20 protein-coding genes and 4 pseudogenes are annotated in these 25,380 nt (G+C 43.8%); 8 read left to right on the top strand and 16 right to left on the bottom strand.

Going from position 1 to position 25,380, the window contains the following annotated elements; translation table 11 throughout:
• Positions 1 to 525: pseudogene (locus tag O9295_RS04590) on the top strand (RNA-guided endonuclease InsQ/TnpB family protein); the annotation flags it as partial.
• A 419-nt stretch (positions 526 to 944) separates the two neighbouring features.
• The gene (locus tag O9295_RS04585) at positions 945 to 2,153 is read left to right on the top strand and encodes a PulJ/GspJ family protein (RefSeq protein WP_288032034.1); all 1,209 of its coding nucleotides are present in this window, start codon (positions 945 to 947) and stop codon (positions 2,151 to 2,153) included.
• Positions 2,154 to 2,392: 239 nt separating this feature from the next.
• Here the strand turns inward: O9295_RS04585 and trpE are convergent, their stop codons facing one another.
• The 10 genes and pseudogenes from trpE to O9295_RS04535 form a co-directional block, all read right to left on the bottom strand.
• On the bottom strand, positions 2,393 to 3,913 hold the full coding sequence (trpE, locus tag O9295_RS04580; RefSeq protein WP_012265493.1) for an anthranilate synthase component I: 1,521 nt from the start codon (positions 3,911 to 3,913) through the stop codon (positions 2,393 to 2,395).
• A 382-nt stretch (positions 3,914 to 4,295) separates the two neighbouring features.
• Positions 4,296 to 4,721 (bottom strand): photosystem I reaction center subunit II PsaD, encoded by a 426-nt coding sequence (locus O9295_RS04575; protein WP_002796771.1) that lies wholly within the window; start codon positions 4,719 to 4,721, stop codon positions 4,296 to 4,298.
• 168 nt (positions 4,722 to 4,889) lie between these two features.
• Positions 4,890 to 6,527, bottom strand: a complete 1,638-nt coding sequence (locus tag O9295_RS04570; RefSeq protein WP_288032031.1) for an ABC transporter permease — start codon at positions 6,525 to 6,527, stop codon at positions 4,890 to 4,892.
• 65 nt (positions 6,528 to 6,592) lie between these two features.
• Complete coding sequence (locus tag O9295_RS04565) at positions 6,593 to 7,120, bottom strand: hypothetical protein (RefSeq protein WP_288032029.1); 528 nt, start codon at positions 7,118 to 7,120, stop codon at positions 6,593 to 6,595.
• A 29-nt stretch (positions 7,121 to 7,149) separates the two neighbouring features.
• Positions 7,150 to 7,332 (bottom strand): annotated as a pseudogene (locus O9295_RS04560) (Tse2 family ADP-ribosyltransferase toxin); the annotation flags it as partial.
• 65 nt (positions 7,333 to 7,397) lie between these two features.
• On the bottom strand, positions 7,398 to 7,838 hold the full coding sequence (locus tag O9295_RS04555; RefSeq protein ID WP_002758462.1) for a type II toxin-antitoxin system VapC family toxin: 441 nt from the start codon (positions 7,836 to 7,838) through the stop codon (positions 7,398 to 7,400).
• Entirely contained in the window at positions 7,838 to 8,071 is a 234-nt protein-coding gene (locus O9295_RS04550) for a hypothetical protein (protein WP_223212983.1), read from the bottom strand. The genes O9295_RS04555 and O9295_RS04550 overlap by 1 nt, the downstream gene beginning before the upstream one ends.
• Before the next feature lie 174 nt (positions 8,072 to 8,245).
• Positions 8,246 to 9,055, bottom strand: coding sequence for an MBL fold metallo-hydrolase (locus O9295_RS04545; RefSeq protein ID WP_288032026.1), 810 nt, complete (start codon positions 9,053 to 9,055; stop codon positions 8,246 to 8,248).
• Between the two features lie 61 nt (positions 9,056 to 9,116).
• Positions 9,117 to 9,704: an anthranilate synthase component II gene (locus tag O9295_RS04540; protein ID WP_288032024.1), complete on the bottom strand. Its 588-nt coding sequence runs from the start codon at positions 9,702 to 9,704 to the stop codon at positions 9,117 to 9,119.
• Positions 9,705 to 10,044: 340 nt separating this feature from the next.
• Positions 10,045 to 10,179 (bottom strand): annotated as a pseudogene (locus tag O9295_RS04535) (pentapeptide repeat-containing protein); the annotation flags it as partial.
• A 398-nt stretch (positions 10,180 to 10,577) separates the two neighbouring features.
• Here O9295_RS04535 and O9295_RS04530 point away from each other — a divergent pair.
• Complete coding sequence (locus O9295_RS04530; protein ID WP_079207831.1) at positions 10,578 to 10,706, top strand: YlcI/YnfO family protein; 129 nt, start codon at positions 10,578 to 10,580, stop codon at positions 10,704 to 10,706.
• A gap of 50 nt (positions 10,707 to 10,756) precedes the next feature.
• Here O9295_RS04530 and O9295_RS04525 read toward each other — a convergent pair.
• A pseudogene (locus O9295_RS04525) lies at positions 10,757 to 10,972 on the bottom strand (pentapeptide repeat-containing protein); the annotation flags it as partial.
• A 2-nt stretch (positions 10,973 to 10,974) separates the two neighbouring features.
• Positions 10,975 to 12,363, bottom strand: a complete 1,389-nt coding sequence (locus O9295_RS04520) for an LCP family protein (RefSeq protein ID WP_288032022.1) — start codon at positions 12,361 to 12,363, stop codon at positions 10,975 to 10,977.
• 494 nt (positions 12,364 to 12,857) lie between these two features.
• Here O9295_RS04520 and O9295_RS04515 point away from each other — a divergent pair, with 494 nt between their 5' ends.
• Together O9295_RS04515 and O9295_RS04510 are read left to right on the top strand one after the other, a co-directional pair.
• Positions 12,858 to 13,535: a C40 family peptidase gene (locus tag O9295_RS04515; protein ID WP_002796767.1), complete on the top strand. Its 678-nt coding sequence runs from the start codon at positions 12,858 to 12,860 to the stop codon at positions 13,533 to 13,535.
• A gap of 138 nt (positions 13,536 to 13,673) precedes the next feature.
• Positions 13,674 to 16,778, top strand: a complete 3,105-nt coding sequence (locus O9295_RS04510) for an efflux RND transporter permease subunit (protein WP_288032019.1) — start codon at positions 13,674 to 13,676, stop codon at positions 16,776 to 16,778.
• A gap of 975 nt (positions 16,779 to 17,753) precedes the next feature.
• On the opposite strand, the gene O9295_RS04505 is transcribed toward O9295_RS04510, so the two are convergent.
• The 3 genes from O9295_RS04505 to O9295_RS04495 all read right to left on the bottom strand — a co-directional run bounded on the left by O9295_RS04505 (position 17,754) and on the right by O9295_RS04495 (position 22,367).
• A complete protein-coding gene (locus O9295_RS04505) occupies positions 17,754 to 20,123 on the bottom strand; it encodes an endonuclease MutS2 (RefSeq protein WP_288032017.1) in 2,370 nt (789 codons plus the stop codon).
• A gap of 182 nt (positions 20,124 to 20,305) precedes the next feature.
• Entirely contained in the window at positions 20,306 to 20,707 is a 402-nt protein-coding gene (gene psb27, locus O9295_RS04500; protein WP_061430310.1) for a photosystem II protein Psb27, read from the bottom strand.
• A 295-nt stretch (positions 20,708 to 21,002) separates the two neighbouring features.
• On the bottom strand, positions 21,003 to 22,367 hold the full coding sequence (locus O9295_RS04495) for a sensor histidine kinase (RefSeq protein WP_288032015.1): 1,365 nt from the start codon (positions 22,365 to 22,367) through the stop codon (positions 21,003 to 21,005).
• A 243-nt stretch (positions 22,368 to 22,610) separates the two neighbouring features.
• On the opposite strand from O9295_RS04495, the gene O9295_RS04490 reads away from it, so the two are divergent.
• From O9295_RS04490 to O9295_RS04480, 3 genes are all read left to right on the top strand, one after another.
• Positions 22,611 to 23,819 carry an RNA-guided endonuclease InsQ/TnpB family protein gene (locus O9295_RS04490; RefSeq protein ID WP_288032013.1) on the top strand — a complete coding sequence of 403 codons (1,209 nt, stop codon included), beginning with the start codon at positions 22,611 to 22,613 and terminating at the stop codon, positions 23,817 to 23,819.
• A gap of 24 nt (positions 23,820 to 23,843) precedes the next feature.
• The gene (locus tag O9295_RS04485) at positions 23,844 to 24,536 is read left to right on the top strand and encodes a response regulator transcription factor (RefSeq protein WP_002801205.1); all 693 of its coding nucleotides are present in this window, start codon (positions 23,844 to 23,846) and stop codon (positions 24,534 to 24,536) included.
• Between the two features lie 170 nt (positions 24,537 to 24,706).
• Positions 24,707 to 25,009, top strand: coding sequence for a hypothetical protein (locus O9295_RS04480; RefSeq protein WP_287671410.1), 303 nt, complete (start codon positions 24,707 to 24,709; stop codon positions 25,007 to 25,009).
• A gap of 55 nt (positions 25,010 to 25,064) precedes the next feature.
• Here the strand turns inward: O9295_RS04480 and O9295_RS04475 are convergent, their stop codons facing one another.
• Positions 25,065 to 25,226: an ATP-binding protein gene (locus O9295_RS04475; RefSeq protein WP_288032011.1), complete on the bottom strand. Its 162-nt coding sequence runs from the start codon at positions 25,224 to 25,226 to the stop codon at positions 25,065 to 25,067.
• Between the last annotated feature and the right edge of the window lie 154 nt (positions 25,227 to 25,380).

The raw sequence follows: 25,380 nt of genomic DNA, 5'->3' as shown, positions 1-25,380 counted from the left end.
GTCTAATGATCTGGTAGTCTATGAAGCTTTAAAGGTAAGAAACTTAGTAAAAAATCGTCAGCTGTCTAAGTCGATTTCTGATGCTTCTTGGTATCAATTCACTGAATGGTTGAATTATTTTGCCAAGATTTATCGGATTGTCTGTATTGCTGTTACTCCCCATTTCACGACTCAAGATTGTTCAGTTTGTGGTACGAGAGTTCAAAAAACATTAAGCACTAGAACTCATCAATGTCCTAACTGTAAAACAGTCTTGGATAGGGATCATAATGCAGCAATCAACATTCTTAAAAAAGGGTGGCAATATTTGGGAAATCATCTCAACGGTACTGTTGGGCAAACAGAAACCGACCCAAACCCCCTACCCCCCCTGCCCCCCCGACATCGGGGGGGGCGGGGGGACAAGGGGGGGGAGAGTCCGGCCTCTGGATTCTTAATGGAGACATTGAGAATCTAAGTTGTCTCGTTGAACAAGGAATTTCCGATAGTGATAGGTCAAGAATCCCCCGTCACAGCGTAGCTTGACGGTGGGAGTATGTCAATCATCCTTGATTGTAACCAGTCCTTGTGCCTTCTTATCTCCTTGAGGGTCAACAATTATACCAATACAAGTGTACGGAAAAACTCACCTGTAAAATCACTTACTCCCAAAAGCGATTAATAGCTGTGAACAAAATCACATTTTTGGCCATACCTAAATCACTATCTAGAGGATTTTCTCGGTCTATTGTGTAGTTAGTGGTGAAGTTAGTTAGGTCAAGACATTTTTGATCGGGAGTTTTCTGGGGAAATTGTCAAGGAAGTAGGTAGTAGTAAATTTTCACTGGTTTCCGAAAACCCTTTTCGACTTGATTGACCGATAGTTTAATAAAATCTCTGTGACTGCAATCAATGTTAAATATTTAGGCAAGTATATAAAATGGGAATCAGGACAGGTTAAAGCTATGCGTTTTTATTTAGAGTATATCAATCACTTGGGTCGTTTACAGAAAAAATCCGCTCATCGTCGTCTGCAAGCGGGTTTCACGATTACAGAAGTCTTACTGGCAGGTTTGATGATGCTGATTGCCGTCTTGGTGGCGGGAATTGGCTTGATTAACCTGCTCAGAAGTAACTATCGAGCTAATGCCGATAGTGAAATCCAGAATAATCTTAATCGTACTCTAGAGTTTGTTTCAGATGAAGTGAGACGAGCAAGAATTATCGCTAATTCTGAAACAGCGATCACGAGTACTAAAGTACCCACAGCAGCGAAAGCAGTTCTTGCTTTCCAAATTCCCGACCCCAACAATCCCAGTCTGGCTCCGATCAGTGAACAGATCGTTTACTATACCATCGCCCCCGCCCCTCAAAGTAGCTTGACCGGTCTGCGAGTCTTGTGGCGCTATGGTCCAAACTTGGACGATAAGGGCAACTACATCACCCCCGCAGATGATGCTACTTGGCAACATTCCCCCGTCACCGATATGTTAGCAGCGACTGCTAAGAACTCCAATTGTCCTACGGATTTTAACGGAATCGTCGCCCCTAGCAGTACTGTGGACGGTTTTTTTGCCTGTGTTCACAAGGATGGTAATCAAGTGATTTTGAATGCCAACGCTCAGGTAAAGATGACTACCAATGAGGAAGTTGAATACTCTGTCAGTACCAGAGTTTTCTCGAGAGCTTGTGGTGAAATATTTTGCCTCGCAAGCGGCACCTCTACTACCACCTCTACTCCCACCTCTACTCCCACCCCTGCTCGTGCTTTTGATAACAAACGTGGTAGCGGGGCTCTCAGACCAACTCTACCCGTCCTTACCGTGCCGGCAACTGTTACAGCTGAAGTTATTAAAGGAGGAACTTGTACATTCAGTGATTCCTGCGGTGTTGTTACTGCACCTAACAAAGATTTGCCCGGGACACCGGAAGGAGCTTTGGGTTCACCTGTTCAGGCAAATGCTGGAGATGGCATTGTGGTTTTTGTGAATGGGTTGCGTAATGTCTATGAAAGCAGTACAACTCAAACCGTAGATGTATATACCTCTGATACCGGTTTACCCCCAGACATCAATATCAGTCCCCTTACTAATAACCAAATTTTATTCGTGTTTACGACTAAAACGACTCCAACAACCTCCTATCAGATTTTAGTAACCATTGTACCCAATTAGCTAAACTTATGGCAATAAGCTGAAACCTTGATGTTATCCTAGTTAGGGTTTGCGGCAAAAAGCTTTTCCTGGGGGCAGGGTGTAGGGTGTGGGGTGTGGGGTGTAGGGTTTTACCCATTTTCAGGGGGTCAATTACCTAATTTTCAGGGAAAAAGTCCCTGAATTTTCTCCCCGATCACTTCAATCACTGGCACTTTTTGATGGGAAAAAAGTCTAAAGGACGATCCTGGGCAAAAAATCTAACTTAAACAGCGAATTGCCTCCAATAAACCCCTGGCTTTGTTGAGGGTTTCTTCATACTCTTTCTCCGGCTCAGAATCGGCTACTAACCCTGCTCCCGCTTGCACAGAAACCAGATAATTTTGATTACCTTGGGGACGAACAATCATAGTGCGAATTGTGATGGCACTATTTAACTGTCCCTCGAAATCGTAGTAACCATAAACCCCTGAATAGGGACCACGACGACAGGGTTCCAATTCATGAATAATTTCCATGGCGCGAATTTTCGGGGCCCCACTGACGGTTCCCGCGGGAAAACAAGCTTTTAATAAATCCCAAGCACTTTTATTGGTTGCTAAATCCCCGACCACATTACTAACAATGTGCATAACGTGGGAATAACGTTCAATTATCATTAATTCATCCACTTTGACCGTACCTCGATCGCACACCCGACCTAGATCATTTCTCCCCAAATCCACTAACATAATATGCTCGGCAATTTCTTTGGGATCTTGCAATAAATCCGTTGCTAAAGCTTGGTCTTCACTGAAGTTTTGTCCCCGGCGACGGGTGCCAGCAATTGGTCTGACCGTAGCCTTTATTTTACCTAATTCGTCCCGTTCTGCCTTAACCATCACTTCAGGACTAGAGCCAATAATTTGCCAATCCTTAAAGTTATAAAAAGCCATGTAGGGAGAAGGATTAATCAGACGCAGGGAACGATATAAATCGAAGGGATGACCCTGATAATTGGCATTTAAACGCTGGGAAATAACCACCTGAAAAATATCCCCCGCTTTGATGTAATCCTTCGCTTTCAAGACATTTTGACAGAATTTTTCCTGAGTTGTATTGCTTTCATAGACTAATTCTTTCCCCTGACCAACCGGTAATAATTCCAAGGTTTTGGCATTAGTTGGTAGGGGTAATCGTAACTTCAGAACTAACTGTGTCACTCGATCGCAGGCCGCTTGATAAGCGGCCGCTAAATCGGGATTTTTACCCCGGATATCGGCATAAGCGATCGCCCAGATTTTCCGTTTAACTTGATCGAAAATAATCAGATTATCCACCTGCATCCAAATACCATCTGGTAGATCGGCATCGGTAGCGGCATAAATAGGCACTCGCGGTTCGATCCAATTAATTAATTCATAACCCCAAAAACCAAATAACCCCCCTATTCCGGCGGGTAATTGCGGCAATTTAACCGGCACGATCGGGGCTAAACATTGGGTTAAAATCTCGAAAGGATCCCCCGAAAAAATCTCTTGAGAACCATCGCGAAAAGTTTGGGTAGTGGTGTTTCCCCGCGCTTCTAATACCCAGACGGGATCGCCTCCTAAAAAGCTGTAGCGTCCCAAGGTTTCGCCCCCTTCCACCGACTCTAATAAAAAATTGTAGGCTTGATTGGCACAAACTTTATACCAGGCCGAAACGGGTGTTTCTAGGTCAGCGATCCATTCTTGATAGACAGGAATAAAGTTACCTTGACCGGCGAGTTGACGAAAGCGATCGAAGTCGGGGAAGATCATATTTTGATGGTTCAGGAAACGGATAGCACAACACTTGTAGGGGAGAAAACGGAATGATGAATTATGAATTATGAAGGAGTGGGAAGTGGGGAAGTGGAGAGGTGGGGTAGTGGGGTAGTGGGGTAGTGGGGTAGTGGGGTAGTGGGGAAGTGGGGAAGTTGTCTCATCACCCTAACACCCCAAAACCCCTCGCAACGCGCACGCAGTGACCACCCTATCTCCTGAATACTGACTCCTAACTCCTAACCCCAGGAAAAACTTTTTGCCGCAAACCCTAGCAATTAATTGCCGATTGCGATAAGAGAAATCGAGAGTCAGAAGTTAAATCTTGGGGCTAAATAGCTTCTTAATCTAACTCCCCACTCTCGATTTTAGGGATTATTTATGCTTCGTAGGGAGTGACACCAGAGAACTTAATTGTCGCTGGTTCGGGGTTTTTGCCGATATTGCGGTCTTTTTTGCCGAAAAATTCACGACCGGCGTTAACTTTTTCGGGGAAGACACCATCAGCAGGGTGGAGATATTGCACTTCACCACTGGGGTAAATCCGATAGATTTTGTAATCTTCGATTTTGGGCTTGAATTTCGTCCGTAATTGGGTACCAAGAGCGAGCGCGTGTTCTTTGCGGGCCAAATAGAGGAGATTTTCGCCTTCGTTCATGATAGCGGCGCCACCGGTGGGCATTTCAAAGACTTGTTCTTTGCTGCTGGTCCAGGTGATGGCGTACTTTTCTTCCAGATCGGCTTTGGTGAGTAAACCGCCCGTGCTGCCACCGAACTTAGGAGCTTTTCCAGAAAGTTCTGTCATAGGATTTTGTTCTCTCTACAAAAATAAACAAAAGGGGTTTTAGGGAATCCTATCACTGACACCCCCTCTCTCTAGTAGTCTTGTCAAGAACTGTAACATTATTTTGTACTAGACTATAGAACTAAGCTCTTGGCCGATCGCCAACTTGCCTAGGAATCAGCCGCCACTTTAATCGATCGCCCGTCGGGAAATTTGCCAACTTAAAAAAATTACCGGAATTAATCCCACTAAGACAATGGCCAGGGCCGGGGCCGCCGCTTCCACTAAACGTTCATCACTGGCGTATTGATAAACGCGCACCGCTAGGGTATCAAAATTAAAAGGTCTTAAGACCAAAGTAGCAGGTAATTCCTTCATCACATCGACAAAAACTAACATAGCCGCCGTCAATAATCCCCCCGACAAAAGGGGAATATGCACTTTAATTAAAGTGGCACCAGTGCCATAGCCAAGGCTGCGGGAAGCATCATCTAAACTAGGTTTAATTTTACTTAAACTCGATTCTAACGTGGAAAAAGCTACGGCTAAAAACCGGACAATATAGGCAAAAATCACACAGAAAATCGTGCCGCTCAGAATTAAATTGATATTTAATACTTGATTGAAAAAGTTATCTAATTTGCCGATAGGAATTAAAACCCCCACCGCGATAACAATGCCGGGGATAGCGTAACCAGCCGCCGCAATCCGCACAGAACCCTTAAGAGTTTTATTCGGATTAATTCTTTCCCCGTAGGCGAGAATTAAAGCTAAAAATACCGCAATAATTGCGCTTAAACTAGCCAGAAAAAAACTGTTTACCGATAAAATAAGAAAGTCATTATTAAAAGTTTCTTGGCCATGATTAAAGGCTAGATAGGTCAGATAGAAAGCAGGGGCGATAAACCCAAGAAATACTGGTAAAAAACAGGCGATCATTACCAAAAAACTCCGAACAAATCCTAGTTCGTACTTAGTCGGTGACTGGAAACGATTGGTCATTTCATAGTAACGAGCTTGACGACGGGAGGATTGTTCAAGGAAAACTAAAACGAGGATAAATACCATTAAAACTGTGGATAACTGCCCCGCCGCTATGCGATCGCCCATACCGAACCAAGTATTATAAATCCCCGTGGTAAAAGCATTAATTCCAAAATACTGCACCGTACCAAAATCGTTCAGAGTTTCCATTAAAGCTAGAGCTAATCCCGCCATAATTGCCGGTCTTGCTAGGGGTAAAGCGACAGTAAAAAAACTGCGCCAAGGATTACATCCCAAGGAGCGACTTGCCTCCACCGTGCAGACAGATTGCTCTAAAAAACCGACCCTTGCTAACAGATAAACGTAGGGATAAAGCACCAGTATTAACATCAGAATCCCCCCCCAGAGAGAACGGATATTAGGAAACCAATAATCCTCGACACTATTCCAACCGAAAACACTTCTTAAGAACGTCTGCACCGGACCAAAATAGTCCATCATATTGGTATAAGTATAGGCCAAGAGATAGGCAGGAGCGGCAAGGGGTAGTAATAATAACCATTGAAATTGTTGACAACCGGGAAATTGACACATCGTTGTTAACCAAGCAGTGCCGACACCGATGATTAAAACGCCGCTGCCCACCCCGCACATTAACCAAAAAGAATTAACTAGATAATCCCAGAGAACAGTTTCGATCAGATGTTGCCAGACTTGACTAGAATTAGTTAATAAACTACTGGCAACCGATAAAATCGGCAGGGACACAAGCAGGGCAATTAGTAAAACCGCAATTGTCCATCCCTGTCTAAAAAAAGAGCGAGATTCTTTCAGCAAAAACATTTTTAATAAGATTGTTAAAGCAATTTTTAGAGAACGGTCTAGTTATGCCTTCTTCGCTTGTGAGGTCAACTTACAGCCAGCAGTTCATTCAGCTTGTTTTTCAGATTTGGCGATGTCATCAGCGGGTTGTAAACTTCTCCTGCGTAAGGTTGCCAAACATAACTAGGGCTAAAGGAGCGAAATACTGGCAATATTCCTAGCTCGCCTGCAAGTGGTTTCGCTAAAACCAGTCCTGGGATAGATAGATTGGATGATTCTTCGATAAGCTCAGTGTATGTTCTAAACTCATCGACTTCAACACCAACCAGTGCATAACGGAAGGTGGGGGCAAATCGTAGGGACTGATAGAGTAAAATACCTAACTCTGTCATTGAATAGGCACTTTCAGGGCTGTCTATTCCCACTTCGCTAAGATTATTTGGTGAAACGCGACACCACCAATTTTCTTCTATGTCTTGGAATGTGTCTGTGCGACATGGGCACTGGCGACCATTTGACAGCAACAATGACATTCCCTGAAAATGTTGAGCAAATTTATCGGCCTTGCTCTCATCAGAACCACATTCTGCGGATAAACTAAATATCCATGCCATTTTCATAGACTCCTATTGTGTGTATGCCACTAATCCACCTTTTCCCAATATTTTTGGGTCTTTGCCAATGCCGCTTCGTACCTTTCTAGAGCCATTGTAACTCTTGGCATGATGCTAACGTGGGTTGGGCTATCTTGGACAGCCTGTAAATCTCCTGTAATAATGCTGTCATCAATCTGCCACAAAGGAGCTTTGCCCATGCCGCCAAATTTTGGCTGTAACTGCTCACTTTTCACTCCTCACCCCCTCACGAACCAAAAAGCCTGTAAACTTGATTTTATAAGGTGGATTTGCTATTATTTGGCTCTTGCAAGCGATGCAAGCACTCCTGAACTGATAACACAGGTACCGATGAATTCAAAAACCCTTGATTATCTCGGGTCAAGATAGCATCAAGTCCTTGAGCTACAGCACAAGCAACCTGAATCCCATCCTCATAATCAGCCAAACCTGAACTAAACGCTACCTCTAGAACCTCCCGGTTTACAGGGCAGATTTCCATTGCTGTCAATGTCTCTGAAACTGCTTGCCGTGCTTGCTCAATACTGCGCGTGTGTCTTCGAGCAATGTAAAAAATGTCCGTGAGGGTTGTGGCTGTGACATACCCGACGATCTGACCGGAATCGATCGCCTGAAATAGTCGTTCTGCATCTTGGAAAAATAGCTCTCTCTGCAATAGAAAATCTAGGAGAACATTAGTATCAATTAAAACTCTCACTAAAGGTATTTCTCCAGCCGACGCTCTTCCAACATGGCAGCTACTTCTTGGTCGGTTGGTGCAAGTTGGTCTGTTTTGAGTAAGCCACGCATCCGTTGAATTGCACCAGCACGATCAGGTCTAGCAATTGGGGTACTCTGCAAGGACTCAATAATGGCGCTAACCAGCGCAAGTCGCTCGCTCGGTGATAGCTTAACCGCTTCTTCCTTTAGGTCTTGTAGTAACATAGACATTCCTTGGGGCTGAATATTCTGGAATTTCTTAAAAATAATTATAACCCTGATTTATGATCAGGGCTGTAGGGCGAGTTAGCAACAACGTAACCCGGGGAATATCAGGAAATTGATGGTGCGTTACACGAGAAAAAATTAGCTAATCAATAGGACTAGGTTATTGGCTCCTAAAAATTAGGATTTCTGTAACAGATTGCGGTAGTCAAACACGCGAATGAGCGTCCCTTTTTTCGGTAAATCGGCGGCACGAATCCGCAATTTATTGTCCTCGATTAAACGGATATTTTTATCCTTGACTAACTTGAGAAATTCATCTACAGACACCAATTCACAGGCCTTTTTATCGGCGGCACTGGTGAAGTATTGCGTCGGGACAGCAATTCGCGGCTGTAAAACTTCGATCGCCTGTTTTGCTTCTTGGGGATTATAATTTTTTGGACCACCTCCCACGGGAATAAAAGCTAAATCCGGCGAACCTAGGAGAATTCTTTGTTCTAATTCGAGCGGGGCTGCTGCCCCCCCTAAATGGACAATACTAATCCCCGCTTGGGTCCAACGCCAGGCTACATTCATGCCGAAACGTTGCCCCCCCATGCGATCGTGGGCGATACTAATACCCTGGAATTTTAATTTACCCAGATCGTAGGCCCCCGGCTCAAACAAAATTTTCGGATTACCGGGTAAACCCTCGGCCGCCCCTTCATCCCACAGTTGACTACTAATTAAAACGATATCTGCTTCTACTTTTGGCAAAGGAAAACCCGCCGTACAACCAATTGCCCGGAAAGGATTAACTAGGACTCTTTGCCCTCCTCCGGTGAATAAAAAGCAACTATGACCCAACCATTGAACTAAGAGGGAATTATCGGGTTTTTGGGGGGAAGTGGGGTTAGTGGGTTTCGGTTTAGTTTCCGCTAAAACTGAGCTTACTGCCACGGTTAAGAAACTTGCCCCCGCCGATAAGATAAAATCTCGCCTTTTCATAAATGTAGATGCAGAATTAATCAATTGAAGGTTAATTTCAGGGGTTGGGGATTAGCAAACACTAGAGGGATCGCAGAAAGTTTCTTAAAAGTTCCTTGCCAGCAGTGGTTAAAATACTTTCGGGATGAAATTGTACTCCTTGAATGTGGGGGTAATCCCGATGACGGACTCCCATGACCGTGCCATCTTCTACCCAGGCCGTGATCTCTAAATTATCCGGCATGGTGGAGCGATCGATCACTAAACTATGGTAACGGGTGGCAGTAAAAGGATTTTCTAAGCCTTGAAATACCCCTTCATTGTTGTGATAGATTGGGGAAGTTTTGCCGTGCATCAAGACTGGGGCCGAGACCACATCCCCTCCGAATACCTGACCGATACTTTGATGACCGAGACAGACCCCCAAGATTGGCAAATGGGGGCCAAATTTGGCGATTAATTCCAGAGATATGCCCGCATCGACCGGACGACCAGGACCGGGGGAAATGACAATTCCATCCGGCCGCATTTGTTCGATCGTGGCCAGATCGATTTTATCATTACGATAGACCTCGATCGGCACGGCGATCGGGAACTCGGAGGCTAATTCTCCCAAATACTGGACTAAATTGTAGGTAAAACTATCATAGTTATCGATGACGATTATCAAGAGTCTCTCTCCTTTCTTTAGCCTCGCTCAGTATTTTCATTCTACACCCCGGCTGTCTCGATCGAGATAGCCGGGGTGTAGGGGGTAGGCTATTTTTGAGCAGTCAGCTAGAATCTGCCCGGAATTGCTAATTAGGGTTGGCTGAATAAATCTAAAAACCTTATCCAACAAGGTTTTTAGATTTTTTTTCCCTCAAAAAGTGCCGACCATTGGAGTGATTGGGGGGACAATTCAGGGACTTTTTCCCTAAAAATTAGGTAATTGACTCCCTGAAAATGGGTAAAACCCTACACCCCACACCCCACACCCTGCCCCCACGAAAAACTTTTTGCCGCAAACCCTAATCACAGCCTAAACTATCTCTGGTGGCCACTCCCGTGACCGGATTAATCCCATCGGCCCGTTCACACATTAACTTGACCTGATAGCTATCAATTACCGCGTTAGTGAAATCGGCCCAGGTAATAATCGTGTCTTGACACTCCCCACCGTAAAACGGACGGGGATTCTTGGTTCAACGACAGGGCTTAAAAATCTAAAGGAAGTGTAACCTTCACCCTACGACCAAATACCCCATCTAAAGATGCAAATATCGAGCCAGTAGCAATAGACCCCTAGCGGCCTTATCTCCCCAAGCGTAGATTATACTGTTCGGGTATGCCCTACCCTACAGTTTGAGTTTTCAGGGTTATGGGTGCTAGTTTTCGGTACTCGTTAGAGTCCATACGTTTTTTAAGAGGTTATTCGCTCCTCTGTGCAAGGAAGCCCAACCACTGGCATGAGCGTCCTGGTGTTTTTTATACCGCTCACGGGCGGTTTAACTTAAAGGAGGCTACCTTTGGTCTGCTGATATTGTAGTCTACTGACAACACAATGTCAAGACCTAATATCTTACAAGTGAGACTTTCTGACGAAGAACTAGAAAAACTCAAACGGTATGCTCAACAAAAACAAATTTCTGCTGCCGAAGTTGTCAGGGATTGGATTAAAAAGTTAAAGTAATCAAGCCGCCCTCCGCTCCGCTAAAGGGCGGGGTTTTCAACCCAAATTTTCGATAAATCGGCCCCTTCTAGGTTAACTCCCCGCATCGCGGCAGCTGCGAAAACTCCTCCGCGTAAATCCTGATGGGAAAAATCCCGATCTTGCAGCTGGGCAAAACTATAGTTAATCGTTTTATCTTGGGCCAAAGCCACTGGACGGGCCGCGAAAAGTAGCCAAAGAATCGCCAGCAAAATAATTAAAACCAGACTGAAAAAATTTTTCAACATTGTTACTGTTGAGCGTCGAAAAACTGGGACGCATCATCACCCACCCGAATAGTTAGGTCTGAGTCTAAAGCACCAGTGGAGGATGATTCTACTTTACCGATTCCCAATTGATTTTTCAAGAGGTTAGCGGACTGAATATCACCTTTTTGAGCAATAATTGCCGTGGTTTCTAGCTTTTGGGAGGAGTCATCGCTAATATAAACATTTGTGTAGCCCTGTTTGGCCAGATAATTGCGAGTACGACGGGCTAAACCTTTGGTATGGGTGGCATTTTGAATGGCAATCCGCAGACTATAAATGGAGGTTTCTCCCCGCGAATAGTTATCGGTAAAATTATTAGCCACAATGGTTCTAATTTCGCGACGGTTCAAAATCCAATAACTGCGACCATCGTATTCCTCCAGGTTGTTAAACCGGCCGGGGAGTAGGATCATTCTTAAGTCATCCTGTTTAATTTCCCGGCCAAAATTAGCGATAGCCAGCATTTCCTCGACGGATAAATTCGTATCGATATATTGTTGTAAAACCTGTACTGCTTTCGGGAGACTGGGGAGAATTGTCGGACTAAAAATCTTTTGTTGTAGTGCTTTTAATAAAATTTGTTGTCTTTGTACGCGACCGATATCGCCGTATTGCTGGTTACGAAAACGGGCAAATTGTTCGGCCTGGTCGCCGTTGAGATTTTGCCAACCTTCTTGTAAATCAATTTCTAATTTTTGGGTGACATCTTTATGATACATTCGTTCGGGTACATAAACCTCTACACCCCCGACTAAATCGACTAATTCCTTAAAGGCATCGGTAGTCACCCGGACATAGCGATCTACGGTGACATCCCCTAAAGTATTACTGACCACTTCCGCCGCTAGAGTTGGTCCACCGTGAACATTGGCATCGTTAATTTTAGTGAAACCGTGGCCGGGGATTCTGACGCGGCTATCGCGAGGGATAGACAACATTCTCACGGTTTTATCGCTAGGATCGAAGCGCACTAGGAGCATGGTGTCGCTGCGACCTTTAAATACATCGTCGCCGTTTTTGGCATCTAAAACTCGATCGATCCCCATAACTAAAATATTAACAGGACGAGAAAGCTGCTGGTTAATTAAGCTATTCCAAGCTTGAGCCTCAAGGATGTCTGTTTGGGTGGGAAAAGTCGTTTTTTGGAAGATAGCCCCAATTGGCGCCGGTAAGGGACTAATTAAAGCGACGGCAGCCCCAACAGTGGCGGAAACTAGGGCGGTAAAACTGAGGGTTATTCCCCAAAATAAGCCCTTTTGTAGGGGAGATGCTTTTTTTAAACCGGACATGACCGAACTGACCACCGTGACGGTATTTTCTGAGTTTTGGCTGTATTCCTGCTTTTCAAACCGCCCCGAAACATTGGCCATGGACTAACCTCAACATCTGATTAAAAGCTTACTTTAGGAGGTGACTGCTGATCCATAGAATCTATCTCTAGCGCAAAAGTTCCAGATATTGGTCACTCCCCCCTCGCCGGCTATTGTAACATATTGTTAAGGAACTGGCTATAATAGACCTCTTGTAAAAATCAAAATTTGTCTTGGTTGGTTAGGAGTCGGTCGTCAGTAGTCAGTAGTCAGTAGTCAGGAGAATTAAGAATGAATAATGAGCAATTAAATGGTCTATTTAGAGATTTTATGCCATTTAATCCTTATTTTTGCGGTTTTTGAACCCTGAAAAGTTAATTAGGCAAGAGGAATTTGAGGGATTCAGTTCGGTTATAAATTATCTCTGTGGCCAAGAATTAAGAGAGGTGGAAACTTGAAGATGACAGAACTAAGGTTATTCTCCTTGTTTTTATCCCTTAGCTTTTGGCTAGTTGGGCATTTGTTTCTGTCAATATAATTCTGATCTATTTTTTATGAAAATCATCTCTATTCCCCCATCATCGACCCAAGAATATCTCTGTATAAGAGACTTAAATCTCTACAATTCTCCCAGTTGTCAAGAGTTAGCTACCCAAGCACAACAGGGAAGACAATTAAAATTTATTTCCCTAGAAATTACCGAAAAAGGGCTACAAATTCAGCTAAGGGAAGATAATTATTTAGCTTGGTTATGCGGAGAAGATTTAGATGCAATTGCGGTGGCCACCACAGCTTATCAAAAAATTCCTCTAACTCGTTCCGACATAGAAAAACATATTCCTGAGATTATCACTTTTACTCAGGAAGCAAGGAACCGTACCAATCATTATCTCTGGGGTGGAACCCTTGCACCTAATTACGATTGTTCAGGATTAATCCAGGCTGCTTTTGCCACTTTTGGTATTTGGTTGCCGAGGGATTCCTATCAACAGGAGGCTTTTTGTCAAAAAATAAACCGAGAGGAATTACTCCCAGGAGATTTAATTTTTTTTGGTGATAAAAGAGTTAATCATGTGGCGTTATATCTAGGGAATAATCAATATATCCACAGTTCAGGAAAAGAAACAGGTAACAATGGTATCGCTATAAATCTACTTACTGATGATAGGGATAGCGTTAGTCGTCATTATTATCAAAAATTATGGAGTTTCGGTCGAGTTATGCACAATTAATCAGTTATCAGGGAAATGGGGAAATGGGGAAATGGGGAAATGGGGAAATTTCAACTAAAACCCCAAAACCCTAAAACCCCAAAACCCCAAAACCCCAACCCCTAACTCCTCACTCCTTACTCTCCCCCATAGGTAATCATGTCAGAAAACATCTCCCTAAGCGGTCTGTCAATTCGTCGTCACATAGGAGTATTGATGTTAACTATAGCAGTTATCATCATCGGTCTTTTTTTTCTAAATCGTTTAGAAGTGGACTTGCTTCCTTCTATCACTTATCCCCGCATTAGTTTAAGGATGAATGTACCCGGAGTTTCCCCGGAAGTCATTCTCGAAGAAGTAACTAAACCCCTAGAAGAAGGAATGAGTGCCACCGAGGGAGTAGTGCAAGTTTATTCAGAAACTCGCGAGGGGAGGATGCGAGTAGATTTATTTTTTCAACCGGGGGGAGACTTAAATGTCGCTTTAAATGAAGCTACCGAAAGTTTTAATCGTGTCCGACAAAATTTACCCGATATTATTGAGGAACCGCGCTTAAACAAATTTGAACCCTCTCGTTTACCCGTCTATGAATTCGCTGTCGTTTCTGATACCCTACCCCTAAAAGATTTAAGATTATTTGCTGATGAAGAATTAGGGAGAGAATTAGGATTTGTGGGAGGAGTGGCAGTGGTGGACGTGATTGGGGGAGTTAGAGAAGAAATTCAAGTTAATATTGACCTGCAGCGATTACAATCTTTAGGAGTGGGATTAAATCAGGTTTTAGACACCCTAAAAAGACGCAATCAGGACATCTCTGGGGGCCGACTAGAGGGAGAAACCGGGGAACCTTTAACCCGTGCGGTGGGGAAATTTAAAAACGTAGCGGATATCCAAGATTTAGCGCTGACCGATAGTAATAATCCCGAAGAAAAAATCTATCTGCGGGATGTGGCCAGAGTTATCGATGGGACAGAAGAACAAAGAATTTTTGTCACCCTAAATGGAAAAAATGCCGTGAGGGTTAGCGTCCAAAAACAACCGAATGCGAACACGATTGCTGTGGTAGAAGGGGTCAAAAAACGCATTGCCGAATTAAAAAAATCCGGGTTAATGACCGGGGGAATACAAGTCGTCCCCACTACTGATGAGTCTGTATTTATCCAAAACGCGGTTAATAACGTGGTTTCGTCGGGACTAGCGGGGACAATTCTAGCAGGACTGACTGTATTCGTCTTTCTCGGTTCCCTGCGACAGACTTTTATCATTACCCTAGCGATTCCTCTTTCTACCCTCGTCGCAATTATCTGTATGAAGTTATTCGGGTTATCGATAAATGTGTTTAGTTTGGGAGGATTGGCCCTAGGGGTGGGTATCGTGGTGGATAATTCCATTGTCATGCTGGAAAATATTGCCCTCAAAGTTAATCAAAACCAAAATAAGCGAGATTTTTTAGAAATTGCCCGGAATAGCAGCCAAGAGGTAGAATCTGCTTTATTGGCCTCCACTGCGACTAATCTCGTCTCTATCCTGCCATTTTTACTACTGGGTGGTTTTATTTCCCTGCTGTTTAACGAGATTATCCTCACTATCAGTTTTGCTGTGGCTGCTTCTCTGTTGTGTGCGTTAACTGTTGTTCCCATGTTGGCCAGTCGTTTGTTAAATATGCGGGTTTCTAGTGGTATCCATCGGTTTTGGCTCTTAAAAGTCTTTAGTCAACGTCTAGAAGGTTTAACCATCCTCTACGGTCGTTTTTTAGCTAAAATCATCCACTACAGAATACCTGTTATCCTGCTGGCCTTTTTAATTTTAGGGGGAAGTAGTTTTTATCTCTGGCAATATATCCCCCAAGAAGTCTTTAGTCGTATTCAAACCGGACAGGTGAACGTTTTTGCCCAATTTCCCCCGGGTACCAATTTAAATACTAACCGTCAGGTGATGCGGGAAGTAGAAAAGATTCTATTATCACAGCCGGAAACTGAGTATGTTTTTACTACCAGTGGCGGTTCTCTTTTTGGCACAACTACCAATGAAAATATTTTGCGCGCTTCTAGTACGATTAATCTCAAAAAAGGCACTAATACAGAAGCATATATCGAACGGATGAGCAAAGCACTAGAGCAATTAAACCTCGTTAACGTGCGTTTGCGTCTCACCCCCGGTCAAGTGCGCGGTATTATTCTGAATAACTCTCCCTCCGTTGGTGCCGATGTGGATGTGATGTTACAGGGACGCGATGGGAAAACTTTAGAGCAAGCTGGTGAAGAAATCCTCAGTATTCTCGATGAAAAAGTCCCTAGTGCGCGTTTTCGTGCCGATGCTGACCCCAGACAACCAGAAATTCAGATTAAACCCGATTGGACACGCTTAAATAGTTTGGGATTGAGTACCCTGGAAGTGGGACAAACGCTACGGACCGCTATTCAAGGATCGATCCCCACCCAACTGCAACGGGGAGAAAGATTAATCGATATCCGGGTGCAATTAGACCCCAACTCGCGGCAAAAAATTAGTGACATATCACAAATACCTATTTTTGTCAATAGACAAGAAGACTTAAAATTAGCAGATATAGCCCGGATTGAAGCGGGAAAAACCCCCGGGGTCATCCAGAGAATTAATCAGCGTCAAGTTTTTATTATTATCGGCAGTTTAGTCGAAGGTGCGAAATTAAGTGACGCACTCGCGGGAGTACAATCGCTTTTAAACGCTACTCCCCTACCCGATGGTGTCAGCATTTTACCCAGTGCTGCCGCCATATCTAATCAAGAAATTCAGGGTTCTTTGGGTTTATTAGCGGGTTTATCAGTATTTTTAGTCTTTGTGGTCATGGCCGTGCAGTATAACTCGCTCATAGACCCTTTGGTGATTATGTTAACCGTTCCTTTGGCCCTAGCGGGGGGAATTTTCGGACTATATTTGACCAAAACCCCGATTAATGCCATTGTCATCGTCGGGGTGGTTTTATTGGTGGGGATTGTGGTTAATAACGGGATTATTATGGTGGAATTGGCGAATCAATTGCGGCAAGAATTCGGTTTTACTCGACTACAAGCTATTTTAAAGGCCGCTCCCCAACGTTTACGACCGATTTTAATGACTACCGTGACCACGGTTTTAGGTTTATTTCCCCTCGCTTTAGGATTAGGAGAGGGGGGAGAATTCCTGCAACCTTTAGGAATTGTCGTTTTTTCGGGTTTGTCTTTAGCAACTCTGTTAACTCTGTTTATTATTCCCTGTTTTTACGTTTTATTCTCCAGAAAATAATCTTCTTGGACAGTGGGGTGTGGGATGTGGGATGTGGGGTGTGGGGTGTGGGGTGTGGGGTGTGGGGTGTGGGGTGTAGGGTGTGGGGTGTGGGGTGTGGGGTGTAGGGTGTGGGGTGTAGGGTGTGGGGAGAACAAATAAAAATAATCTCCCGACTCCTGACTTGAAAGAGGGTGTGGGGAAGTGAGGAAGTGGGGAGAATAAATAAAAAAGTCTCCTGACTCCTATCTCCTATCTCCTATCTCCTATCTCTGGACTCCTATCTCCGGACTCCTGACTCCTGACTCCTGACTCCTGACTCCTAACCCAATGTTGGCTAAAGATAAGCAAAAATTATTTATTGACTCCAAAAACTTGAGAATATTTAAATTAACATTTCGCAATATTTATAAATTCTTAAGAATTAATTGAGAAATATTTTTATTTAACAACGATGTTACAATGGTTACAGCGATTTGATAGAATTTCATAATGGTTTATTATGTGCTTTTTTGGGCAGCAATGGCTCAAACCCTTGCCACACCTACAAGGTGATCCTAATTAAGACAGGTAAATCAGTCAATTTCACCCCTAACGATGATCTTTTTTTTGTGTAGTTTTATTGCAAAAAAAAAGTTTTTTTGACAAAAAACACAAAGTATGATAGGAAACCAACGTATTTCTGGCTGCCAGTAGTTATTGTAGAGTGGGAAGTGGGGAAGTGGGGAAGTGGGGAAGGGGAGCATCTCACCTTTGTAACCCCTAAATCAGGTTTTATGTCAAACTATTTTGAAAGCCTTACTAGAAACCAGTTTGAGGGACAAGTATAATTACTCACTTGTATAAAAATGAGATGCTCCCTGGGGAATGGGGAAGTGGGGAAGTGGGGAGTATTTTCAGTGATCAGTAAACAGTGAACTGAAAACTCACATCTGATAACTGATAACTGATTCAAGGCTGACTCCTAACCCGACAAAAAACTTTTTGCCGCAAACCCTAAGTTAAATAAGCGATAGTTACCCCCGAACCCCCCTCATTTTGGGGTGCTAATTGAAAGCGTTTTACCTGGGGATGACGGGATAGGAAATCGTGAACACCTTGACGCAATTTCCCCGTACCTTTACCGTGAATAATCCATAATATGCCCGATGGGGTGGCGCGGGTGATCGCCTGTTCGATATCCGTTTCTGACTCTGCCACCCTGGAACCGCGAATATCGACAGTATTATTAGCAGTACGAATTAAAGGAGTCTCCTGGGGTTTTGTGGGAGTTTGGGGCAAATTTTTGGCAGGTTTTGGCGCAGTTTCCACTTTTTGACCATCCAAAGACTCAATCTGATCTAAGGGTAGGGTCATCTTCATCATCCCGAAACGCAGGGAAATCTCGTCTGATTCCGGTGAAATTGCTAAAACTTCGGCAGTTTGTCCCAAATTGGGCAAGCGTACCCTTTCCCCCACTTGCGGACGATAATTAACCTTAGTTTTTTCCGTTTTTGGTAATAACCTTTCTGCGATCGCAGTTAATTCCTCTGTGGCTTTTTGGGCATCTTTACCAGTTTTTGTTCCCGCTTGCAATCGGCGAATAACGTCATTAATCTCTGCTTTTGCCGATAGTAAAGCCTTTTGTATCTCCTGCTCCTGATAACGCTTTAATTCTCGCTCTCTCTCCTGTAGAGAATTGGCCCGCGTGGAAACTTCTGTATAAAATTTCTCCGTTTGTTGGAGTAATTGACTAGCTTCCTTAGCTTTTGACTCCTGTTCTCGTCTTTGCGCTTCCAAACCAGCAATTACTTGATTTATCTCCTCCGATAACCCCCCCAGATGATTTCTCGCTTCGGCCACAATTTCGGGACTTAATCCCAAACGCTGGGCAATAGTTAAAGCATTAGAACGCCCCGGAATGCCCCATAATAGTCGATAAGTGGGGGAAAGAGTGCGATCATCAAACTCTACCGAGGCATTTTCAAAGCGAGAATCTCGATACTTTAACGCTTTTAATTCCCCGTAGTGAGTGGTAGCCACCGTCAGTAAACTATGATCGGCGAGGTATTGTAAAATAGCGATCGCTAAAGGACTTCCCTCGGCCGGATCCGTACCGGCTCCCACCTCATCGAGTAAAACCAAGGAACGAGAATTTAAAGCCGCTAAAATGCGGACAATCCGGCGAATGTGACCCGAAAAAGTCGATAAACTCTGTTGCAAAGACTGTTCATCGCCGATATCGGCTAAAACCTGATCGAACCAGGGTATCTCTACCGGTTCCCGCGCTGGAATAAACAGGCCCGCTTTCGCCATTAAAGCCGCTAATCCGAGGGTTTTTAAAGTAACGGTTTTTCCGCCGGTATTTGGTCCGGTGATAGCAACAACGCGAATTTCTGGGGTAATCTGCACATTTATTGGTACTACCTCCCCTCCCTGTTCGTGGTGTTTTTGCCACCAGAGCAAAGGATGACGCAAATTCCGTAAAGTAATCGTTTCCGAACCATCGATAAAGTGGGGGGGATTACCCTCTAACCATAAACTGTAACGGGCCCTAGCGGTGGCCAGATCGAGCCTAGTAGCGATCGCTAGTAAATATTCTAAGTCCTCAAAGGCTTCGGCGATCAGATTACTTAACTGCCGCAGGATTTTTTCTTCTTCTATTTGTTCCTGACGACGATATTGACGCAGTTGATTGCCTTGGTCAACGATAGAGTGAGGTTCAATGTAAAAAGTCGCTCCTGTGCTGGAAGTATCGTGAATTATCCCCGGTATTTGCTCTTTTTGCGCTGCTTTGACGGGAATCACCCAGCGGTCGCTTCTTTGGGTAATCACCGCTTCTTGGATAGCACCGCCCTGTTTTTGCATGATATCCTGTAATTTGCGGTAAATTCGCTCTCTAATCACCTTCATTTGTCCCCGAATTTCCCGTAATTGGGGACTAGCGCGATCGGATATCCGGCCATCTTCATCGATACAACGGTGTATCTCCTGTTCTATCTCTGGATAGGTGCGAATTTCCGCTACTAACTCTTTTAAAACCGGTATATCTTCTTGTTCGTCAATTAAACGCCGTAAACGTCGCACTCCGGCCAAAGTCGTGGCAATATTTAAAAGTTCCTGTCCCGATAATAACCCCCCCAGATGCGCCCTTTCTAGGGCATCGCCGATGTCGGTAATCCCATCAAAGGAAAGACGACTATCTAATTTTTGTTCTAAGCTATAAACTTCTTTGGTTTGGCAGAGTAGGTTTAAACTTTCCTCTTTGCTTTCTGGTAACGGCAATTGACGAATCGCGATCGCACCGAGTTTAGTCGCTGCAAAAGTAGCTAGGTGTTGACATAGCCGCGGCCATTCCAATAATTCTAGGGTTTCGTCTTGAATCAATTTTGTAGTTTTTTATAATACGCTTTGTATTTCTAGTCTAACCAGATTTGGTCTGATTTTTACAGGAGTGGGGTGTGGGGTGTGGGGTGTGGGGTGTGGGGTGTGGGGAGATGGGGGGATTTCAACTAATACCCCAAAACCCTAACCCCCTAAAACCCTAACACCCAACCCCTAATCTGTATCTAAATTCCTTTCTGGAGAGAGAATTGTACCTGTTTAAATTCTTGTTTTAAACGTTGTTTGAGTTTGTCGGGGATGGGACGGGAACCGTAGGCGGTATAATAACCAGCTAGAGAGTTTAAGGCTGTTTGCATAGTAGTGAAAGAACGCAAACCCCCGGATTTTTTATCTCGTCGGTAGAGGGAGATGTAATCGTTGATTTGTTCCTTTGCTTGCGACTCAACTGCCGCTTTATTCGGGTCATCTTTGACTAAATCAAGGGCTGTGGTTAAAGTTTCAATCACCGTCAGGGTATCCTGTCCATAATTGCCGGTTAACTGCGAACTACTAGAACAACCCATCAATCCGATGACCAGGACGAGAACCAAAGCTAATAAGCGAGAAATGTAAGGTTTTAGAGACATATTTTCAACACCATAAGTTAATCCCAAGTCACCTTATCCTATCAGGAAACCGTGACCAGTTCCCCAGGAGAGTCAACTGGCTGCAAAAATCAGGGGTCAACTGGGGGTAAATAGCCAAAATATAGGCTTTTTGGGCGGTAAAAGCCCTATTTTTGCCTAAAATTTCGATGCCATCAACCCGGAGTGAGTTGATTCTGGACTAATTCCAGCTGCGATAAAAATTCTTCGTTGCTTTCGTCCGGTTTCGAAAGAAAGAAAGTTACATTTTGTCATCTTTGGGCCGCTCAAGCTGGAACTAGGGTGAAATGGGCAGTTTGACGGTAAAGCTTGTTCCCTTATCCACTTGGCTATCTAGGGCGATTTCGCCGCGGTGGAGTTCGACGCATTTTTTAACCACTGCTAACCCCAATCCCGTGCCGATAATATTTTCCACATTCTGACCCCGATAAAAGGGTTCATAGATCTTACCTCTATCTTCCTCGGCAATGCCGATACCGTGATCTCGGACTTGAAAAACAATGCGATCGCTATCTTTCCACAAAATCAAACTAATCCCTGCTCCTGTGGGGGAATATTTAATCGCATTTAAGAGTAAATTACTTAAAATCGAGTAGAGCAGTTTCTCATCTAGATAAGGACGGATCATCAATCCCTGACTGACAAATTTAATCGGGGTATTATTTTTATTGATAAATTGAAAATCCTCGACTAAATTTAAACAAAAAGCTTCAATATCGAGCGGCTCTAGCCGACAACTGAGATTACCAGATTCTGCCCTTGTTAAAATCAAAATATCTGTTAAGAATTGATTCATTAGCTTGACAGAAGACTGGATTCTATATAGGTTTTTTCTGCTCGACTGTTCTGCATCTTTTAAGCCATTTTCTAATAACTGCGAGGCGGAAAGAATCACGGTTAAAGGAGTTCGGAACTCATGGGATATCATAGAAAAAAGCTGAATTTTTAGATCGGAAAGTTCTTTTTCCTGTAGTAATAACCGGTGAATTTCATCACTTTTTTGTCGCCGTTTCTCTTGCCAAAAAATCAAAAAATAAACTCCGCAAATAATCCCAAAACTGATAAAAGTTCCCAGTAAGCCCAAAAGAGAATTTTCGCTGATACTATCCCTAGAACTAGCGATGCTACTTCTTAAATTCCTTTTCTGACTAGCTTGTAAATAGGTAAGAAGATTTTGAAACTTATCCCGGACTTCGACACTTTTAACCGTGATTGCATCTTGAGAAATATCATCGGATCGATCGGATTTATAGGTGGCGATCGATTGATTAAATAAAGTAATTCGCCGATACATTAAATCCCCGATCTCAGTCACCATTTCCCGCTCGAAATCCGTGCCGTTTTCTAATTGTTTAGCCAGGAGTTGCCAGTTAGATTGCATCAAAGCGATCGCCCGATGATGACGGCTTAATTCCCTAGGGCTGCCAGTTGTGATATAACCCCGTCTTCCCGATTCGGCCACCGCCATGTTAGCGTAAAGATTAGCGAGATTATCGATGATCTCGTAGGTAACTTCCACCTCGGCAGCGCGCTGACGCAGGGCGAGGGTATTGCGATAGGAAACTAGGCTAATAGTTCCCATCAATAAGACAGTTAGCCCGAAACCTCCCGCGATCCATTTTCCTTGTTTGAGCCAATTCATCAGGAGTTAACCGACGCTATTTCCAGCTTACTCTATCTAAATGGAGCAAGAGGACTCCCGTTAAATTTCTCCTTAATTAAAAATATACCAGAAATTAACGGGAGATGAATTGCCCCCAGAATCTAAACTAACGCGACAGCGTTTCCTAATAAGGAAAGGCTTGATTCTCAAGGTATGTATGAGCTTGACATATTTAAGCGGTAAGTGTTATACTGAAAAGATAGCACAGATGGGGTCAGGCTGATGTTAAATGTTTTAAAAGTCAGAATATACCCAAACAAAAAACAGGAACTAGCCTTAGCTAAAAACTTTGGTTGCGTTCGTTTTGTTTGGAATTACTACTTAAATAAAACTAACAATCAGTACCTAGAGACTGGTAAAGGAATGACCTACTGTGACATGGCAAAAGACCTTACCCAACTCAAGAAACAACTGGATTTTGAATGGTTAGCTGAGGCTACTGCCGCTGCCTTGCAGCAATCATTGAAAAACTTAGAATCTGCTTTTAAGAACTTCTTCTCAAAAAGAACAAAATTCCCTAAATTTAAAAGTAAGCACAAAAAACAATCAATCCGTTATCCTGAAAGTTGTTCAATTAGAAATAAGGGAATTAAGCTACCTAAATTAGGGGTTGTAAAAGCTAAGATTTCTCAAGTAATAAATGGTAAGATTAAATCCGTAACTGTTTCTAAAACCAGTACAGATAAATATTTTGCTGCCATCTTGTTTGAGATGGATGACTCAACAACCATTGAAAAACTAAAAATATCAGGGATAGACCTAGGTTTATCTTCTTTAGTTACGGTTTTTGATGGTGAAACAACCTACAAGATTGACCCAATCAAACCTACCAGAAAATATGCTAAACGTTTAAAGCGGAGACAACAAGCATTGTCTCGTAAAGCCAAGGGGTCTAATAATCGCCAAAAAGCCATTAAGGAGGTAGCCAAGGTTCACGAAAAGATAGCAAATACTAGACAGGATTTTCTTCATAAACTCTCCAGAAAGTTATGCGATGAAAACCAAATCGTTGTAGCCGAGAATCTGAATATTAAAGGGTTAGCAAGGACTAAATTAGCCAAATCAATACATGACGCTGGTTTTGGTATGTTGCTTAATTTCTTGGATTACAAGCTAGAAAGAGAGGGAGGAAAACTTGTAGAAGTTGACAGGTTTTATCCGAGTACAAAGCTCTGTTCTTGCTGTGGATTTAAAAATGATTTGTTGACTCTCAGTATTCGTGAATGGATTTGTCCAGAATGTAAGACGCAGCACGATAGAGATGAAAACGCCGCCAAGAATTTAAGGGAAGAAGGTATGAGAATACTGTCAACAAATACCGATGGACAGTCGGAATTTCAAGCTTGGGGAGAAACTGTAAGACTCGTTGGTACTTGTACCGAAAAGCGGGTTTCTGTGAATCAAGAATCCCCCGTCACAGCGTCAGCTTAACGGCGGGAGTGTCAACTCTAGACCATGCGAATTTTAGTAGTAGAAGATGATATGCAACTAGCCGAGATTTTGCGAGAGGCTTTGAGCGAGCGACAATACGTTGTCGATGTGGCTAGAGACGGAGAAGAAGGCTGGAATTGGCTAGAATTAGGCAAATATGACCTTTTAGTTCTCGATGTCACCCTGCCAAAATTAAGCGGAACTTTGCTCTGTCAACGTCTGCGACGAGCGGAATCCCATCATCCCGTCTCTGCTAATGCCACCGTTCCCGTCCTATTATTAACCGCAAGGGATACGGTAATCGATAAAATCGACGGATTAGACGCAGGGGCCGATGATTATGTCACTAAACCCTTCGATTTGGGCGAATTAATGGCGCGGATTCGGGCCTTGATCCGACGCGGCAGCAGCACCAGCAGTGTTTTATTATCTTGGGGGGGTTTGCAGTTAAATCCCAGTACCCACGAGGCCAGTTATAACGGTCAATTTCTTTCCCTCACCCCCAAGGAATTCGCTCTCTTAGAATTACTTGTTACCCATGGACGCCGGGTCTTAAGTCGATCGGGTATTATTGAGCGAGTTTGGTCTTTGGACGATTCTCCGGCCGAGGAAACCGTTACTTCCCATATTCGCGGTCTTCGTCACAAGCTAAAATCCCTCGGTGCGCCGGAAGACTTTATTGAAACCGTTCACGGTCTCGGTTATCGTTTAAAGTAATATCTGCCTTGGGACAGTAGACAAAATCATTTCTGCACGAAATCTGCACGAAGTTTGCAGAGGGTTTCCATAATCATCCATTAAATTAGAAAGTTAGACAGGTGCAGGACTTCTAGACAATCAGAGCGGTCAAACCTGTGACTTTCCTCTCCTAAACGGGGCTGCTTGAGATGATTTATACGCGACTTGACTATCACGGCTGGCAGATTGAATTGATCCTAGAAATGCAGGGTTATTCTTTTCAATGTTGGCGAGTGGATGGCAGGGAAGGAATTAGCGATTGCCTAGTTTATGCCACCTCGGAACAAGCTTTAGCGGCTGCCCGACGCAGAGCGGATCTAGAGTCCGCTTGTCTTGCCCTACTGCGATTTCTCAATGATATCGGCGGCCGGAATTATTATCTCAGCCGCGATGATCGCGATGCTCTTAGCCAGTCAATTTTAGAATACGCCCGTCTGGGTGGTGTTTCCTAATTTCTTCCCCGGAAGTTTTCCCCTGATTGAGAATGATTCTCGCTCCGATTTTTTTTCAGGTAACTTTCGGCAATAAAATCGTGACAGTGGTTCCATTCCAGGGGATACTAGCGATTTCGATCGAGCTACCGTGTAGTTCCACGCATTTCTGCACTACCACCAAACCCAACCCTGTCCCGGCGATGTGACGGACATTTTTATATAGGGTTTGCGGCAAAAAGTTTTTCCTGGGGGCAGGGTGTGGGGTGTGGGGTGTGGGGTGTGGGGTTTTACCAGTTTTGAGGTGGCCAATTACCTAATTTTCAGGGAAAAAGTGCCTAAATTTCCCCCCGATCACTCCCAGAGCCAGTACTTTTTGATTGACAAAAGGT

Source organism: Microcystis sp. LE18-22.4A (assembly GCF_027531105.1).
In the GTDB taxonomy this organism is placed as follows: domain Bacteria; phylum Cyanobacteriota; class Cyanobacteriia; order Cyanobacteriales; family Microcystaceae; genus Microcystis; species Microcystis aeruginosa.
This window is presented reverse-complemented; position numbering and strand designations above follow the sequence as displayed.

Bases quoted from the DNA above. Each gene is read 5' to 3' on its own strand.
- O9295_RS04565 (WP_288032029.1), bottom strand. From the start codon at position 7,120: ATGGCATGGATATTTAGTTTATCCGCAGAATGTGGTTCTGATGAGAGC.
- O9295_RS04480 (WP_287671410.1), top strand. From the start codon at position 24,707: ATGATTTATACGCGACTTGACTATCACGGCTGGCAGATTGAATTGATC.
- trpE (WP_012265493.1), bottom strand. From the start codon at position 3,913: ATGATCTTCCCCGACTTCGATCGCTTTCGTCAACTCGCCGGTCAAGGT.
- O9295_RS04515 (WP_002796767.1), top strand. From the start codon at position 12,858: ATGAAAATCATCTCTATTCCCCCATCATCGACCCAAGAATATCTCTGT.
- O9295_RS04530 (WP_079207831.1), top strand. From the start codon at position 10,578: ATGTCAAGACCTAATATCTTACAAGTGAGACTTTCTGACGAAGAACTA.
- O9295_RS04575 (WP_002796771.1), bottom strand. From the start codon at position 4,721: ATGACAGAACTTTCTGGAAAAGCTCCTAAGTTCGGTGGCAGCACGGGC.
- O9295_RS04570 (WP_288032031.1), bottom strand. From the start codon at position 6,527: ATGTTTTTGCTGAAAGAATCTCGCTCTTTTTTTAGACAGGGATGGACA.
- O9295_RS04510 (WP_288032019.1), top strand. From the start codon at position 13,674: ATGTCAGAAAACATCTCCCTAAGCGGTCTGTCAATTCGTCGTCACATA.
- O9295_RS04485 (WP_002801205.1), top strand. From the start codon at position 23,844: ATGCGAATTTTAGTAGTAGAAGATGATATGCAACTAGCCGAGATTTTG.
- O9295_RS04545 (WP_288032026.1), bottom strand. From the start codon at position 9,055: ATGAAAAGGCGAGATTTTATCTTATCGGCGGGGGCAAGTTTCTTAACC.
- O9295_RS04490 (WP_288032013.1), top strand. From the start codon at position 22,611: ATGTTAAATGTTTTAAAAGTCAGAATATACCCAAACAAAAAACAGGAA.
- O9295_RS04550 (WP_223212983.1), bottom strand. From the start codon at position 8,071: ATGTCTATGTTACTACAAGACCTAAAGGAAGAAGCGGTTAAGCTATCA.
- O9295_RS04520 (WP_288032022.1), bottom strand. From the start codon at position 12,363: ATGGCCAATGTTTCGGGGCGGTTTGAAAAGCAGGAATACAGCCAAAAC.
- psb27 (WP_061430310.1), bottom strand. From the start codon at position 20,707: ATGTCTCTAAAACCTTACATTTCTCGCTTATTAGCTTTGGTTCTCGTC.
- O9295_RS04495 (WP_288032015.1), bottom strand. From the start codon at position 22,367: ATGAATTGGCTCAAACAAGGAAAATGGATCGCGGGAGGTTTCGGGCTA.
- O9295_RS04585 (WP_288032034.1), top strand. From the start codon at position 945: ATGCGTTTTTATTTAGAGTATATCAATCACTTGGGTCGTTTACAGAAA.